18 protein-coding genes are annotated in these 15,322 nt (G+C 58.8%); 13 read left to right on the top strand and 5 right to left on the bottom strand.

Annotated features, from left to right (window positions below; genetic code table 11):
* Nucleotides 1-9: 9 nt before the first annotated feature.
* Together J0X19_RS15870 and J0X19_RS15865 are read right to left on the bottom strand one after the other, a co-directional pair.
* Nucleotides 10-747, bottom strand: a complete 738-nt coding sequence (locus tag J0X19_RS15870) for a hypothetical protein (protein ID WP_206985390.1) — start codon at nt 745-747, stop codon at nt 10-12.
* A gap of 130 nt (nt 748-877) precedes the next feature.
* Nucleotides 878-1,597 carry a tetratricopeptide repeat protein gene (locus tag J0X19_RS15865; RefSeq protein ID WP_206985389.1) on the bottom strand — a complete coding sequence of 240 codons (720 nt, stop codon included), beginning with the start codon at nt 1,595-1,597 and terminating at the stop codon, nt 878-880.
* A gap of 215 nt (nt 1,598-1,812) precedes the next feature.
* Here J0X19_RS15865 and J0X19_RS15860 point away from each other — a divergent pair, with 215 nt between their 5' ends.
* Nucleotides 1,813-2,691 (top strand): alpha/beta hydrolase, encoded by an 879-nt coding sequence (locus tag J0X19_RS15860; RefSeq protein ID WP_206985388.1) that lies wholly within the window; start codon nt 1,813-1,815, stop codon nt 2,689-2,691.
* Nucleotides 2,692-2,786: 95 nt separating this feature from the next.
* On the opposite strand, the gene J0X19_RS15855 is transcribed toward J0X19_RS15860, so the two are convergent.
* A complete protein-coding gene (locus tag J0X19_RS15855; RefSeq protein WP_206985387.1) occupies nt 2,787-3,284 on the bottom strand; it encodes a methylated-DNA--[protein]-cysteine S-methyltransferase in 498 nt (165 codons plus the stop codon).
* A 194-nt stretch (nt 3,285-3,478) separates the two neighbouring features.
* Between J0X19_RS15855 and rocD the strand changes: the two genes are divergently transcribed.
* From rocD to crcB, 9 genes are all read left to right on the top strand, one after another.
* Nucleotides 3,479-4,729: an ornithine--oxo-acid transaminase gene (gene rocD, locus J0X19_RS15850; protein WP_206985386.1), complete on the top strand. Its 1,251-nt coding sequence runs from the start codon at nt 3,479-3,481 to the stop codon at nt 4,727-4,729.
* 329 nt (nt 4,730-5,058) lie between these two features.
* Nucleotides 5,059-5,364: a hypothetical protein gene (locus J0X19_RS15845; protein ID WP_206985385.1), complete on the top strand. Its 306-nt coding sequence runs from the start codon at nt 5,059-5,061 to the stop codon at nt 5,362-5,364.
* Between the two features lie 198 nt (nt 5,365-5,562).
* Nucleotides 5,563-5,967, top strand: coding sequence for a hypothetical protein (locus tag J0X19_RS15840; protein ID WP_206985384.1), 405 nt, complete (start codon nt 5,563-5,565; stop codon nt 5,965-5,967).
* A gap of 77 nt (nt 5,968-6,044) precedes the next feature.
* Nucleotides 6,045-6,551 (top strand): hypothetical protein, encoded by a 507-nt coding sequence (locus J0X19_RS15835; protein ID WP_206985383.1) that lies wholly within the window; start codon nt 6,045-6,047, stop codon nt 6,549-6,551.
* A gap of 64 nt (nt 6,552-6,615) precedes the next feature.
* Nucleotides 6,616-7,608 carry a porphobilinogen synthase gene (gene hemB, locus J0X19_RS15830; RefSeq protein WP_206985382.1) on the top strand — a complete coding sequence of 331 codons (993 nt, stop codon included), beginning with the start codon at nt 6,616-6,618 and terminating at the stop codon, nt 7,606-7,608.
* Between the two features lie 91 nt (nt 7,609-7,699).
* Nucleotides 7,700-8,107, top strand: a complete 408-nt coding sequence (locus J0X19_RS15825; protein WP_206985381.1) for a hypothetical protein — start codon at nt 7,700-7,702, stop codon at nt 8,105-8,107.
* A 40-nt stretch (nt 8,108-8,147) separates the two neighbouring features.
* Nucleotides 8,148-8,651, top strand: coding sequence for a GNAT family N-acetyltransferase (locus J0X19_RS15820; protein ID WP_206985372.1), 504 nt, complete (start codon nt 8,148-8,150; stop codon nt 8,649-8,651).
* Nucleotides 8,652-8,707: 56 nt separating this feature from the next.
* The gene (locus J0X19_RS15815) at nt 8,708-9,121 is read left to right on the top strand and encodes an EamA family transporter (protein WP_206985370.1); all 414 of its coding nucleotides are present in this window, start codon (nt 8,708-8,710) and stop codon (nt 9,119-9,121) included.
* A 69-nt stretch (nt 9,122-9,190) separates the two neighbouring features.
* Complete coding sequence (crcB, locus tag J0X19_RS15810) at nt 9,191-9,568, top strand: fluoride efflux transporter CrcB (protein WP_206985368.1); 378 nt, start codon at nt 9,191-9,193, stop codon at nt 9,566-9,568.
* Between the two features lie 29 nt (nt 9,569-9,597).
* On the opposite strand, the gene J0X19_RS15805 is transcribed toward crcB, so the two are convergent.
* Nucleotides 9,598-10,218: a DNA-3-methyladenine glycosylase I gene (locus J0X19_RS15805; RefSeq protein WP_206985366.1), complete on the bottom strand. Its 621-nt coding sequence runs from the start codon at nt 10,216-10,218 to the stop codon at nt 9,598-9,600.
* Nucleotides 10,219-10,256: 38 nt separating this feature from the next.
* Nucleotides 10,257-11,699: an APC family permease gene (locus J0X19_RS15800; RefSeq protein ID WP_206985365.1), complete on the bottom strand. Its 1,443-nt coding sequence runs from the start codon at nt 11,697-11,699 to the stop codon at nt 10,257-10,259.
* A 503-nt stretch (nt 11,700-12,202) separates the two neighbouring features.
* On the opposite strand from J0X19_RS15800, the gene J0X19_RS15795 reads away from it, so the two are divergent.
* The 3 genes from J0X19_RS15795 to J0X19_RS15785 all read left to right on the top strand — a co-directional run bounded on the left by J0X19_RS15795 (nt 12,203) and on the right by J0X19_RS15785 (nt 15,318).
* The gene (locus J0X19_RS15795) at nt 12,203-13,165 is read left to right on the top strand and encodes a cation diffusion facilitator family transporter (protein WP_206985363.1); all 963 of its coding nucleotides are present in this window, start codon (nt 12,203-12,205) and stop codon (nt 13,163-13,165) included.
* A 136-nt stretch (nt 13,166-13,301) separates the two neighbouring features.
* Nucleotides 13,302-14,504, top strand: coding sequence for an amine oxidase (locus J0X19_RS15790; RefSeq protein ID WP_206985361.1), 1,203 nt, complete (start codon nt 13,302-13,304; stop codon nt 14,502-14,504).
* Between the two features lie 70 nt (nt 14,505-14,574).
* The gene (locus J0X19_RS15785; protein WP_206985359.1) at nt 14,575-15,318 is read left to right on the top strand and encodes a phospholipase D-like domain-containing protein; all 744 of its coding nucleotides are present in this window, start codon (nt 14,575-14,577) and stop codon (nt 15,316-15,318) included.
* Nucleotides 15,319-15,322: the final 4 nt, after the last annotated feature.

Here is a 15,322-nt window from a genome sequence, read left to right as displayed (position 1 = left end):
CAAGAACGCCTACCGGCCCCAGGGTGAATATTCCAGCTTCAGCTCGGCAATACCGTAACCATCGTTCTGGCCGGGGTTGGCGCGGGTACTGATGTCGTCGAGGTGGTCGGTGGTGGTGAAGTAATAGGCGCCTTCGAGCGTGGCATTGAGCTTGGGTGAGAGGCGCAGCACCACGCCCAGCCCAACCGGGGCTACTACAGCCAGGGCGGGGTAGTCGTTGCGCTCGGGGTCCAGGAACACGGTCCGCTCATCGGGGCGGGTGGTGCCGCGGTACGACTTGGGGTTGTAGAGCAGCAGCCCGGCCCCGGCCTTAACGTATGGCTTTACCAAAGCCGGTGCCTTTTTACGGTTGGCATATTCGCCCTCGTCGCGCAGCAGCTCGTACCGCAGAAACGTAACGCCGCTCACGTTGCGCCCCCGGAAAGCGAGGCCCCGCTCAGGCAGCTGGTCTTTGGCCCCAATCTGAAAATACGTACCCTCAGCCCCAATTACCCAGTGGGGCCGCAGCAGATACACCAGTCCCAAACTAAAGCTGCCGCCCACAAAATTCTCGGAGAGGCTGCTGCCCAGGTCACCGTTGTAGAGCGCGGCCCCGCCGCCCGCCGTGAAGCGCACCGGCCCCCGATGGTAGGCGCGCGCCTGCCCATCATAGTGCTTGCGGCGGCGCTCCGGCCCATCCTGAGCAGTGGCAGTATGCGTAAGGGTAATGCCCGTGAGAGCAGTGAAAATCAGCTGGGAAAACTTCACTCCGTTTAAGGTAAAAGGTGAGGAGGTGAGATGAAAAATAAGCAGGCAGTGAAAGAGACAGGCAGGTGACGGGCGCGAAAACTATCTGTTTTCTTACCGAATCATCTCCTGCTTCAATCATCGGCGCCCTTTACTTAAACATCCCCTGGGGGTCGGGCATTTTGGCTATCAACTCGCTCAGGAAGTCGAAGTCGATGCTGGTCATGTTGAGGGTGCCGCCTTTGTGAATGGCTTCCCAGGCTTTGGCGTAGTCTTCCTGCAAGTAGTACACGCGGCCCAGCTGCTGCCAGGCCACGGCGTTTCTAGGGTCGGCGGCTACGGCTTTTTGCAGGTAGTCGTAGCCGGTGGTCAGGTCTTTCTTCTTCTTGGTTTGCTCGTACCGAATCAGGTAGCTGCTGCCCAGGTCACTGAGAATCAGCGCATCGTTGGGGGCCAGCGCCAGGCCTTGGTTGAGCAGGCCGATAGACTCGTCGGGGGTGGGGTTGCGGCTGCTGATTACCCCCAGGCCGCGGTACACGTCGGCGTTTTTGGGATTGAGCAGCCAAGCCAGGTTGAAACGATAGATGGCCGTATCGGTCTTGCCCTCAGTGAGGTATTCGTAGGCTTTGGTGGAGAAAAAGCGGCTGGCTTCTTCTTTCGAGGCGAAGCTGCGCTGCACATCAGCCAGAAACGCCGCGCCTACCACGCCCTCAGCCTGGGCTGTGGAGATGCCCCCGAACAGGGGCTGGAGCCGGTTGGCGGCACTCACGGCTACGTCGCCTTTCGCTTTGACTTTGGTTTTGCGCTGTGCCTCCGCGGGCAAGGCGAACAAGGTGAGTAGCCCAAAGGCTACGTACAGTGGGTATTTCATGTAAGCAAACAGGTACAACAAACGAAAACACCCGGCTGCCAGCACAACGGCTGCCACGGGTTCCCGACAAATATAACGCTCCGAGCGGGCGTTGTGGTGTGCAAGCTTTTCACAACAAAATGCACCGCGCCAGCACCCAACCCATCCGGTGGCAGTGGCTATGCGTAGGTGTGTGTGCAGCGGGTTCCAAGCCTGTTGCTTCCTTTCCTGCTTGTATGTTGTTCTCCCGCCGCTGGCTGCTTGCGCCAGCCCTTCTGGTGCTGCCGCTGCTGCTGGTAGTAGCCAACGAATACGCCACCGCCCGCCCCAGCCGCCGCACCCAGGATGTAGCCTACGTACCCGCCACCGACCCTGCTTTCGACGCGGAACGGCACGTATTGGATGTGTATGCACCGCGCCAAAAAGCGGCCGCGCCGTACCCGGTGGTGGTGTTTATACATGGCGGTAGCTGGAACAGCGGCAACAAAAACTTCTACTCGTTTGTGGGCCGGCGGCTGGCCAAGCAGGGCGTAGTAGCCGTGGTGATTAATTACCGCCTCTCCCCGAAAGTGGAAGTACCGGCCATGGCCGACGACTGCGCCCGGGCCGTGGTCTGGGCCACCGAGCACATACGAGAATATGGCGGCAACCCGCAGCGGCTGTTTGTGATGGGCCACTCGGCCGGGGGCGGGCTGGCGGCGCTATTAGCCGCCGACAACCGCCTGTTTGAGCGGCGCGGCCTAAGCCAAAACCCCATCAAAGGCGCCATCCTCGACGACCCCGCCGGCCTCGACATGCTCGATTACCTCACCAAGCTGGAATACCCCCACGACGAGCAGTACCTGATACCGTACGGCAAGCAGCCAGCCGTGTGGAAAGACGTGTCGGCGCTGTACCACGTCACGGCCGCCGCGCCACCCTTCCTTGTCTTCATCGGCGGCGAAACGTACCCGTCTATCCGCAACAGCAGCCGCAAGCTCGAGCAAAAACTGATTACCCTGGGCCACCCGCCACTGTTCACGGTACTGCCCGGTAAAAAGCACGCGCCCATGGTGTTGCAGCTGTATTGGAAAGACAACGTGATTTACCAGGAGCTGCTGAAAATGGTGAGATAGTGAAATGGTGAGGTGGTGATTTTGATGTTCAGCTTGTGCAAGTAGCCTCAACTAAACATCAAACTCACCACCTCACCATTTCACTATCTCACCATCTACCACAACGAAGCTTGTGCGGTCGGCTGCTCGAATTCCAGTAGCCACTTCTTGCGCCACAAGCCGCCAGCGTAGCCCGTGAGTTGGCCGCTAGCCCCAATAATGCGGTGGCAGGGCCACACCAAACCCAACGGATTCTGGCCGTTGGCGGCACCTACCGCCCGCACCGCGCCGGGGTTGCCTAGCTGCTTGGCCAGGTCGAGGTAGGAAGCCGTGCGGCCAAACCCAACGCCGGGCAACGCAGCCCACACCTGCCGCTGAAACTCGGTGCCCTGCTGCACATCATACGTCAGGGTAAAGTCGCGCAACTCCCGCTGGAAGTAGGCCCGTAGCTGCCGGTGGGCTTCACGCAGGCACTCCGGCAGCCCCGCCAACGGCGTTTCGGGCTGCGGCTCATCCAGAAACTGCACGGCAGCTAGTCCGGCTTCGGTGCCGTGGAGCGCCAAAGTACCCAGCGGCGACGTCAGATAAGCAACCGGAGCAGGAGTGACAGCCATGAGACGAGGAATACAGTGAAGACGCAACCAGTTACCAAACATACGCTGCCGGGCTTGAAATCAGCTGGCCGGCCGCATCTATTCACTACCTGCTTTACTTGTGGCTTATCGATATGGGCGGCAACAAACCCGTCACTCAGTGCCACTGTTTTACGTAAGTTTGAAGCATCCCCATTTCTCACCCACTTTCCGCTATGTCAGTTACCTCCACCACCGATACCCAGAGCCGCAGCCAGGAATTCATGGCCCTCGAAGACCAGTACGGCGCCCACAATTACCACCCGCTCCCCGTGGTGCTAAGCCGGGGCGAAGGGGTGCACCTTTGGGATGTGGACGGCAAGCACTACTACGATTTCCTGTCGGCGTATTCAGCTGTGAACCAAGGCCATTGCCACCCCCGCATTATTGGAGCCCTCACCGAACAGGCGCAGAAACTAACGCTCACCAGCCGCGCTTTCTTCAACGACCAGCTCGGCGCGGCCGAAAAGCAGCTGTGCGAGCTGTTCAACTACGACAAGGCGTTACTGATGAACTCCGGGGCCGAAGCCGTGGAAACGGCCCTCAAGCTGGCCCGCAAGTGGGGTTACCAGGAGAAGGGCATTGCTCCCAATCAGGCCCGTATTCTGGTGGCCGAGCATAACTTCCACGGCCGCACCACCGGCATCATTTCCTTCAGCACCGACCCCGATTCCACCGGCGGCTTTGGCCCCTATACACCTGGCTACCAAGTGGTACCGTATGATGATTTGGCGGCACTGGAAGAAGCCGTACAGGACCCGCACGTGTGTGCCTTTCTGGTCGAGCCCATTCAGGGCGAGGCCGGTGTGATGGTACCGTCGGAAGGCTACCTGGCCAGGGCGGCGGCTATCTGTAAGGCCCACAAAGTGCTATTTATTGCCGACGAAATCCAGACCGGACTGGGCCGTACGGGCGAACTGCTGGCCGTATGCTATGAGGGCGTACATGCCGATATTCTGATTTTGGGCAAGGCCCTGAGCGGGGGCGTGCTGCCGGTGTCGGCGGTGCTGGCCCGCAACGAAATCATGCTCACCATTCAGCCTGGCCAGCACGGCTCCACGTTTGGCGGCAACCCGCTGGCCTGCGTAGTGATGCGCGCTGCGCTGGATGTACTCATTGAGGAAAAACTGACCGCCAACGCGCGGGTCCTGGGCGAAGTGTTCCGGGAGCGGATGCGCCGGGTGCAAGCCAAGCGCCCCGAAGTAGTGGAGCTGGTGCGCGGCAAAGGCCTGCTCAACGCCGTGGTTATCAGGCCCCACGCCGATGGCCGCACTGCCTGGGACGTGTGCGTGACCCTGATGGAGCGCGGCGTACTGGCCAAGCCCACTCACGGCGACATTATCCGTTTCGCGCCGCCCCTGGTCATCACCGAAGAGCAGCTCCACGAAGCCTGCGACATTATTGAAGAAGTGATTCTGGCGTTTTAAGCAACTCTTTTGAAGCTACACTCTTCGCCCCACTCCTTGTAAGGTTGACGGTATTGGTAAACAAGCGGACTTCTCTATATTGAGAGGTCCGCTTATTTTTTGTGATGCTACTATCTTATCCTGTTCGTCTGTTAGTGGTGACCATGCTGTTGGCGGGCTGCCGAAGTGAAAAAGTAGCGTTCCATTTTCGGCCTCCTGCGCCGGCACACCAAATCCAGAGGCCGAAGCCTGTACCACCCGACACCCCGACAGCCCCAGCAGCCATTGCGGCACCGCCGAGGGCATCTCAGCGCCATACCCGGCCACTTGCCCAAGCTGTCCGTCGCCACTTGGTACGTCCGCCCTTCGAGCCCCCGCGCCAGCTGGTGGCGCGGCTTAGCCGGCCCCTGACCCGCAACCTGAAGCGTCCGTTGCGGGAGCAGGCCATTGCGCAGGAAATTCCTAAGCCGGTGCGTTTTGGCCTGGTGCTCATGGGCATGGCAGTGCTGCTTATGGTGATTGTGCTCCTGGCGGCTCCTTCCGTTGTTACTTTTGAAGGCGCCATTTTGGCTTATGTGGGCTACTTGCTCGCACTGGGAACATTCATTACCGGGGCAGTTACGGCGGTACTGGGCCTGCTTCTCGCCAAACCCTGACCTGCCTCGCCCAATTACCCACGGAAACCGGAACGGTGCCTATCTTGGGTGCCATACGTTTCTTGCCCGCCACTTTCCGTGAAACAAACTCTACTTTTCTGCTGCGCGCTACTGCTGGCCGCTAGCTGCCAAACCGAAAAAACCGCCTTTCGATTTCAGCCTGCTCCGGCACCGCTAACGCAGAATGTTTGCCCTGCTGTGCCTGTTGCTGCTGCGACGCCAATGGTTGCCGTTACGCCAGCGGAGCGGCCCGCACCGGTAGCACCTACAGTGGCCCAACGCCAGATACCCAAACGGGCACGGCTCGTTAAGCGGCTGGCTTCAGTTCCTTTCAAATCAGCCAACGCCGCCGCATCTTACTCTAAATCAGCTAGTACCACAAAGCATCATCGGCCGCAACAGCCGCAGCTAGAGCACACTGCGGCCTTTGTATTGGGCGTGGCGCTGGTGGCGGGCGGTGTGGCCGGTGGCATTCTGCTAGGCGGCTGGCTAGGGCTGGGCGTGGGCGCGCTGGTGGTGCTGTTGGGCTACTACTTCCTGGGTGTGGGCATCGGGGGCAAGCACGCGTGGCTGGAAGTATTTCAGGAGTTCTTCAATATGTAATCTTCTCAGGATGAAGACGGTAACGGTATTATAGTAAGCATATATTGGTAAGTCTTCAACCTGTAGTCTTCTCACCAATGATGCTCCTGCGCTGCTTATTTTTATTGGTTTCGGGGCTACTGGTTGGCTGCCGGAGCGAAAAAGTGGCGTTTCAGTTTCGGCCAGCTAAGGCTTTGGTGGCGCGAGTTGATACGGCCAACTCCAATCAAACGCAACGTGGCAAGAAATTACTGGGTACCTCTCCTGTTCCAGTGGTATCATCACAACGCGCTGGTAATTTCTATAAGCAGGCAAAAAAATCAGCGCCTCAACAATCAGTAATCTGTCATGGCGCAGGCTTACGTCTGTATCCTATTAAACCAAAGAAATGGCGGGCGGCGCGGGAGTACAGTGTAAAGAATGTCTCCAAGAAACGTTGGCCCACTGATGGCCCTGATAATTTATATAGAGCCCTAACGCAGCTATTTTTTGCCGCTGTGGCATTAGTTATTGGTTTGCTTGGTCTGGTATTTGGCTCTCTTCCAATATTTTTCCTATGCTTGGCTGTCGCTATCCTGTTTCTCTTGATTGGCCTTCATCCTTAGCAGACTATAGCAACCTTACCTTTGCCTCAGTTGTTCTATCCCGTCTTACCAACTGACCGAACTAATGCCCAACGTCCCTACGCACCGCCCGCGCCGCAACCGTAAGTCCCAGGTTATCCGCGACATGGTGCAGGAAACGCGCCTCACCACGCACGATTTCATTTACCCCGTTTTTCTGATTGAAGGCCAGAGCAAGGCGCTGGAAATCCACTCGATGCCGGGTATTTACCGCTTCACCGCCGACCGCCTCATCGACGAAATCGGGCGCTGCGTGGAGCTGGGCATCAAGAGTTTCGCCCCGTTTCCGGCCATTAACGACAGCCTGAAAGACCGGCTGGCCCAGGAGTCGAAAAACCCGGAAGGCTTATACCTGCGCACCGTAGCCGACATCAAGCGGCAATTCCCCGATATAGCCATCATGACCGACGTGGCCATGGACCCGTACTCTTCCGACGGCCACGATGGTATTGTGGATGTAGATTCGGGCGAGATTCTCAACGATGCGTCCCTGGAAGTGCTCGGGCAGATGGCCCTGGCCCAGGCCCGCGCCGGCGCCGACATCATCGGGCCCAGTGACATGATGGACGGCCGCGTGGCTTGGATTCGGGATGTGCTCGACAGCAACGGCTTTTCGCACGTGAGCATCATGAGCTACACCGCCAAGTACGCCTCTGCGTTCTACGGCCCTTTCCGCGACGCCCTGGATTCGGCCCCGAAACGCGGTGACAAGAAAACCTACCAGATGAACTACGCCAACCGCCTGGAAGCCCTGCGCGAGCTGGCCCTCGACGAGGCGGAAGGCGCTGACATGGTGATGATTAAACCAGCTCTGAGCTACCTCGACATCATCCGGGAAGTGAAAAACGCCACCAACCTGCCCGTTACAGCCTACAACATTTCGGGTGAGTACGCCATGGTGAAAGCCGCCGCTCAAAACGGCTGGATCGACGGCGAAAAAGCCATGATGGAAGTGCTAACCAGCATCAAGCGTGCCGGCGCCGACGCTATCCTGACCTACTTCGCGCCGGATGCTGCCGAAGTGCTGCGGCGGGGGTAGGCAGTTTTGCAGAAAAAGACGCGCTTAAAGCGCGTCTTTTTCTTTAAGGAAGTTGGTTTTCCATTTATGCAGTTTTGGTTAACGGGCTCCCATGAAACCTGTCATCAAAAGAATGTGGTGGTCTTTGCTTTTCAGCATATTAGCTACCACTGTGGTTTTTGTTTTGTTTGAGTCAGCTTTAAAAGGGACTCAACATATTGGAGGTTATGCCGTGCTAATTCTTGTTAGTGTACTACTGTATGGCTTCCCTGCTTATACTATTCTGGTGATTCTGCATTGCTGGTTGGTTGAGAAGAAAAATTGGCAGTCTACCATAACTGGTTTTTTTGTGGCTTCCGGTATTGTTGCCTTAATGCTACTCTTGCCTGTAAAATTGAAATGGAGTTCTATACACAGTACAGAGGTAATAGAAATGTTACCCTACATTTTAGGCGGTGGAATTTATGGGCTTGTGTATGGGCTATATAGAAGGGGAGCTAAACCAACTACCATCAATTGAAAGCCCAAATTGACGCTGTTTTACTTACATCTTGCTCTTTATGCTGCTGCGCCGCGCTACTCTCTCTGATGTAACCGCCATCATGGCCCTCGTCCGCCGGGTGGTGCCCCTGATGAACGAAGCCGGCAACTTTCAATGGTCGGCTGATTATCCCAACGAAGCTGTTTTTCAGGAGGATATCCGACTAAACCAGCTTTGGGTAGCGGAGTTGGATGGACGGCTGGCAGGTATAGCGGCCCTCACCAACAACGCCCAAGACCCCGAGTACGCCCAAGCCGACTGGGACCCCACGGAGCCCGCCGTAGTAACCCACCGCCTCGCCGTAGACCCCGCTGCCCAGGGCCAGGGCGTGGCGGCGGCGCTCTTGCAGCAAGCCGAGGTGCTGGCGCGCGACTGGAACCTGAAAACACTGCGGGTGGATACCAACTCGGAAAATGCCGCCACGCAGCGCCTGTTTCCGAAGTTGGGTTACCGGTTTGCGGGCGAAATCACGCTGGCGTTCCGGCCGGGACTGCGCTTCTTCTGTTACGAGAAGCAGTTGTAACTTATTGGCTGATTGCTACTTCCCGGCACGAAACAACCATCAATCAATAATCAAGTATGTGGTGGACTTACGCGTTGCTCTCGGCCGTATTTGCGGCGCTTACGGCCGTGCTGGCCAAGGTGGGCATCAGGGGCGTCAACTCTGACTTGGCCACGGCCATCCGAACGGTTGTTATTCTGGTGGTGGCCTGGGGTATTGTGTGGGCGCGGGGCAGCGCGCATGATGTGCAACTGCTCACCCCCCGCAACTGGCTGTTTCTGGTGTTGTCGGGCGGGGCAACGGGCTTGTCCTGGATTTTCTATTTCAAGGCATTGCAGCTGGGCAAGGTGTCGCAGGTAGCGCCCGTTGATAAGCTGAGCGTGGCCATTGCCATTGGGCTGTCGATGCTGTTTTTGGGGGAGGCGCTTACGCTGAAGGCGGCGCTGGGCGCGGCCCTGATTATTGGCGGCACGCTGGTTCTGATTGTATGAAGCCCGGGCGGCAGCGGCTTATCTTGCCGGCTACCGCCTCTTTCCCTCCTCAAGTACAGCCCCGGCCTTATGCTCCGACACGTAATTTTGATTGCCTTTGGCGGTGGCATGGGCAGCGTGTGCCGCTACTACGGCCAATTGCTGGTAGCGCGGTATTTGGCGCACCCGTTTCCGCTGGGTACCCTGCTGGTAAATGTGCTGGGCTGCCTGCTGATTGGCTTGTTCTACGCCGCCGCCGAACGGGGCACCATTGCCTCGCCGGAACTGCGGCTGTTGCTCACTACCGGCTTTTGCGGGGGCTTCACCACGTTTTCCACCTTCTCCTACGAAACCATCACGCTGCTCGAAAACGGCCAATACGGGCTGGTGCTGCTGTATGTGGTGGGCAGCGTTTTGCTGGGGCTGCTGGCTACGTTTGCCGGAGTGGCGCTGGTGCGGGCTCTCTAAACGGACTGCGCCGGTTTTCCCTACCTCTGTTACCCGAGCGGTGTTCCGCTTGAAGCCAGCGCCTGACATTTCCGGTGTTGCGGACACGATACCAGATGGTCGTTTACGAGGCCGGCGGTTTGCATCAGGTTGTAGCAGGTTGCGGGACCCGTCATGACAAAACCACGGCGCTTCAGTTCCTTGCTCATTGCCACGCTGGCAGGCGTTGAACCTGGCATTTGAATTTCAGACTGACGTTGGTTATCAAGTGGTTGGCCGCCAACGAAATCATAGAAGAAAGACAGTAGGTGGTTTTCGCCGCCTAGCTGCCGTTGCAGCTGCAACCAGGCGCGGGCGTTTTGCACGGCCGCCCGCAACTTGTGGCGGCTGCGCAAAATGCGCGGATCAAGGAGCAGTTCTTCCACGTCATCGTCGGTAAACCGGACTAGGCGCTCGGGCTCGAAATTAACCAACAACTCCCGGAATGCTTCGCGCCGCCGGAGCACTACCGGCAGGTTAAAGCCGATTTGAAACGTATGCAGCAGCAAGTACTCAAACAAAATAACTGCCTCCGTTACCGGCTCACCCCACTCATTGTCGTGAAAAGCTTGGAGCAGCGGATCTTGAGTGGCCCAGGCGCAGGAAGGAATAGTAGTCGGTAAGGCAAGCATATGGCAGGGTTTGACGAAAAGCAGAGCGGGCTACGCCTTCACTTTTGAAACGGCCAGCGGCCCAGGCGGCGGCTCCAGAGCAGAAACACCACGCTGCCCAGCGTCATCATCAGCAAAGCGGCCACCTGGAAAGGCAGAAAGATGCGCGTGTCGGCGCTTTCGTAGAGCACGGCGCCGTCTTTGATGCTCCAAAACACCCACAGCCACACCAGCACCGCCACAATAACCGGCAGCGGGTAAAGCGGCATTTTGAACGGCAAGCCCGCCGTTCCGCGCCGCCGCCGGAGCAGTACCAGCCCCACCGCCTGCCCCACAAACTGCACCAGAATCCGCATGGCCAGGATGGCGCTGATGACCTCGCCCAGCCGGAACAGCAAGCTGAACACAAACCCTACCCCACCCAGAATCAGCAACGACACGTGCGGAAAATGCTTGGTAGGATGGGTTTTAGCGAAGACTGGCAGAAACTCGCCGTCGGCGGCGGCGGCATACGGAATGCGCGAATAGCCCAGCAACACCGCAAACAGCGAGGCAAACGCCACCCACAGCACCAGCGCCGTAGCGGCTTTGGCGGCCGTAGCCCCGTAGAGCTTCTCCACGAAGGCACTCACAATGAACTGCGACTTGCTGGCTTCCGGCCACGGAATAACGCTGCCTACGCTCCAGTTGAGCAGCAGGTACAGCGCCATGATGCCCAATATGCTCAGGAAAATACTGCGCGGAATTACCTGCTGCGGGTTCTGGATTTCGCCGCCCAGGTGGCACACGTTGTAGTAGCCCAGGTAAGAGTAGATGGTTTTGACGGCCGCCTGCCCCAGCGCCGCCGACAGCAGCAGGCCCGTCAGCTGCCCGTCTTGCCAGGAAATCAAGCCCGAGAAGCCGCCTTCTGGTAGCCAGGCCACAGCGTGCGTGGCGTTGGTGAGCCCCCCGAAAATCAGCCAGCCCATGAGGCCCAGCACGCCCACCCACAGCAGCACCCCCAGCCGCCCAATATCATCAATACGGCGGTAGAGCAGCGCAATTAGCAGCAGTACCACCACGCCCGACACCAGCTTGGGCTGCCAGGTGTCGTTGAGCGGAACGAGGTAGCTGAAGTATTGCGCGAAACCAATGGCACCCGAGGCCACCACCAGCGGCGCCTGCACCAAGGTCTGCCACACATACAGAAACGACATCAGCCGGCCCCATTTCTGCTCGCCGTACGCCAGCTTCAGAAACCGATACGACCCGCCCGCCTCGGGGTACGCCGCCCCTAACTCGCTCCATATCAAGCCGTCTATCAACGCCAGTACGGCACCAGCCAGCCAGCCCAGCAGGAAGTTCGGCCCCATGAAGCCCATGACCAGCGGCAGCGTAACGAACGGCCCGATGCCCACCATGTCAATCATGTTGAGGGCCGTGGCCTGCACCAGTCCCAGCCGGCGGCGGAGCGGTGCAGTGGGTGCGGCAGACGAAGGAGCGGGAGTAGCAGGTTCAGCCATATGAGGCGTAAAAGTCAGATAAAAGCGAATTGTTCGAGTAGCGCGCCTCGGGGCTCACCAGAATACGGACAGGGATGGAGCGCGAAAACCCGATGCCCAACGAGCGGAACGAGTATTCAATGCAGCACTGGAGCGTAGGAATTCGCTCTGCTCGTTGGGCATTGGGTTTTCGTACTGCACTGTGCTTACGAGTTGCCGGCTGCCTGGGGTCAAGCTTGGCTGACAGCGGCTTCTCTCACCTCAGATAAAGTGCCGGTAGCTGTGGAACGGCTGCAAACTGCTATTCAGGCCAAGCACCCCGGTTCTAGGCGTATTTTCAGTGAAGCCCGGTCGGGTTCCAGGCAGCGCCATATACGGCAAGCCGCTATTGGGGCTGTGGTTTAAGCTGGGCACTACTTTGGCGGCATCGGTGCTATTGCGGGGCGGCGCCTAACTTCGTTTCGCTTGGCTGCGTACCACCCGCAACCCGTTTCTGTATTCCGGGTCCAACAAACCACTTTTTCATGTCTGCCGGGGGTTCTAAAATTGCTATTTACGGGGCCATCGGAGCCAACGTCGCCATTGCCATTTCCAAGTTTGTGGCCGCCTTTTTCACGGGTAGCTCGGCCATGCTGTCGGAAGGCATTCACTCCCTCGTTGATAGCGGCAACGGCATCCTGATTCTGTTCGGAGTCAAGCAGTCGGAAAAACCAGCCGATGCGCGGCACCCGTTTGGACGCAGTAAAGAGCTGTACTTCTGGTCGTTGATTGTGGCCATCCTGGTTTTCTCGGTGGGCGGCGGCATGTCGTTCTACGAGGGCATCGAGCACCTCAAGCATCCCTCTCCCATCACCGACCCTACCTGGAACTACGTGGTATTGGGCTTGTCTTTGGTGTTCGAGGGCATTTCCTTTTTCCTGGCGTTCCGCGAGTTCAACAAAGACCGGGGCGACTCCAGCTTCTGGGCAACGCTGGGCCGCAGCAAAGACCCCTCGGTATTTGCCATTCTGATGGAAGACCTGGCCGCCTTAATCGGGCTGGTTATTGCGCTGCTGGGCGTGTACTTCGGGCACCTGCTCGATAATCCGTACTTCGATGGCGGGGCTTCTATCTGCATCGGCATTCTGCTGGTGTCGGTGGCTATCTTCTTGATTTACAAAACCAAAGGCTTGCTGGTAGGTGAAGGCGTGGAGGATGCCATCCTCGACGAGCTGGAAGCCTTGGCCCGCCAAGACCACGCCGTGGAGAATATTCGGCGGCCCCTCACCATGTATATGGGCCCGCACGACGTGGTGCTGGCGCTCGACGTGGATTTTCACGACCACCTTTCCGCCAACGAAGTGGAGCAGGCTATCAGTCGGCTGCAAGATGCGGTGCGGGTCAAGTTCCCCGAGTTCAAGCGGATTTTTATTGAGGCTAAGTCTATTACCGGCGAGAATCGGGTACCGCTTGCTTCCGATTCGTCGGCCGTGTCGCCCCAGATTTAGCGGCTTACCCCCAGGGCTGAGTTTCCTTCCGGAAGGCTAGTTTCAGTCTGATTCCAACTTTATCTTGGCTTTTATAGTTAAAATGGCACCAGCTCAACCGGGTTGGTGCCATTTCTTTACCCTATTCCCCCGACTTATGCCGCCTGCTACTCCTCGCTCGAATCCGTTTCAATCGTTCTGGATGGCTGGTTACGAGTGTACCGACCAATTGAATTGCTTCGGTAACCGCGTCGATTTTCTGCCCCTCACCGGCCACTTACAGCTCATCGACCAAGACTATCAGGATTTGCAGCAGTACAACCTGACCACCGTGCGGGAAGGTATCCGCTGGAGCCAGATTGAAAAAGTACCTTACCAATACGATTGGAGCACCGTGCGCGACATGATGGCCGCCGGCCGCCGCCATGGCATTCAGCAGCTCTGGGACATCTGCCACTTCGGCTACCCCGACGACCTGACGCCGTTGCACCCGCTGTTTGCGCGGCGCTTCGCAGCCGTATGCCGGGCCTTTGTGCAGTTCTACCGCGACGAGCAGCCGGAGGGCGAGCTAATTGTGACGCCTATCAACGAGGTAAGTTTCATGAGCTGGCTGGGCGGCGACGTGCGAGGCACCTCACCCTACTGCGTGGGCCAGGGCTGGGAAGTGAAGCGCGGGCTGATGCGCGCCTACATTGAAGGCGTGGCCGCCATGCGCGAAGTGGACCCCGGCGTGCGGATTCTGACCACCGAGCCGCTCATTAACATTGTGCCCAAACCGGGTGCCAAGCGCGCCGAGCGACAACGCATGGCCGAGTACACTTCCCACCAGTTTCAATCAGTGGATATGCTGGCGGGCCGGTTGTGCCCCGAGCTGGGTGGCCGCCCCGAGTACCTGGACATGCTGGGCTTCAACTTCTACTATGATAACCAGTGGGAGCTGGACCCGCACCACCGCATTCCGTGGAACGACCAGCCCGTTCACCCGCAGTGGAAGCCCTTGCGCCACCTGCTGGCTATGGCCCACAAACGGTACGGCTGCCCCATTGTGCTCACCGAAACCAGCCACCCCGGCGTAGACCGGCCTGTTTGGATGGACATGATTGGGCGCGAATGCGCGGCGGCTCTGCAAATGGGCATTCCGCTGTGGGGCGTGTGCCTCTACCCCATCCTCGACCGGCCCGATTGGGATTTTCTGGACCGGGAGTGGCACCGCTCGGGCCTCTGGGATGCCGTGCTGCGCCCCGACGCCCCCCCGCTGCGGGTGCTACACGAGCCCTACGCCAGGGCCCTGCTAGCCGCCCAACAGCAAGTACAAAGCGCCACCGTACGTAAGCCCGCACTGGCTGAGGCTTTCTCTTAACTATCAGATTTTTGGTTTGTGCGCGCGTTCGGGCGTGGTGCTTGCCGTTTCACTTCACCGCCTGTTGCATATGCCCAATAACCCAGATGGTGCAAGCCGTCGTTTGTCGGTGGCTACGGCCGAGTTGCTACGTCGTTTTGAGCGCGCCTTCGCCGACTCTACCCTGAGCCAGCAGGAGGCGCGGCAGCTTCGGCAGCAGCTGGCGGAGCACGGGCAGCACGGCGCCGATTTGCATGCGCTGCGCCACGAGCTGTTCAACCTGGCTCGTTCCCGGTTCAACAGCTTCCAGGACAAAGCGGTGGTGGAATGGCTGGAAACGGCTAGCGCCCTGTTGCTGCCCCCGGCCGCGCCGCCCGCCCGGGCCAGCCGGTCGGAAGTACATTTCAGCCCCGGCGACGAGTGTGTGGCAGCTATTCAGCGGTTCATTGGGCAGGCAGCGCATCAGCTGGATGTGTGCGTGTTCACGGTAGCCGACGACCGGTTGACCGATGCCCTGCTGACCGCACACCGCCGGGGCCTGCGCGTGCGCCTGCTCACCGACAACGACAAGCTACTGGACCGGGGCTCCGATGTGCGCCAGCTGGCCGCAGCCGGCATTCCCACCCGCATCGACCATTCCGAGTACCACATGCACCACAAGTTTGCGGTGGCCGACTGCCGCACCGTACTAACCGGCTCCTATAACTGGACCCGCTCGGCGGCCGAGCATAACCTCGAAAACCTACTCGTTACCGACGACCACACCCTAACCCAGCGCTACTGCCAGGAGTTCGAGCGACTTTGGGGCCAGATGAAGGCCTTCGGCGGGATTTAACACC

It is taken from the genome of Hymenobacter telluris, assembly GCF_017313265.1.
GTDB classification, from domain to species: domain Bacteria; phylum Bacteroidota; class Bacteroidia; order Cytophagales; family Hymenobacteraceae; genus Hymenobacter; species Hymenobacter telluris.
The sequence above is the reverse complement of the archived record's forward strand: the minus strand, read 5'-3'. Positions and strand labels throughout refer to the sequence as shown.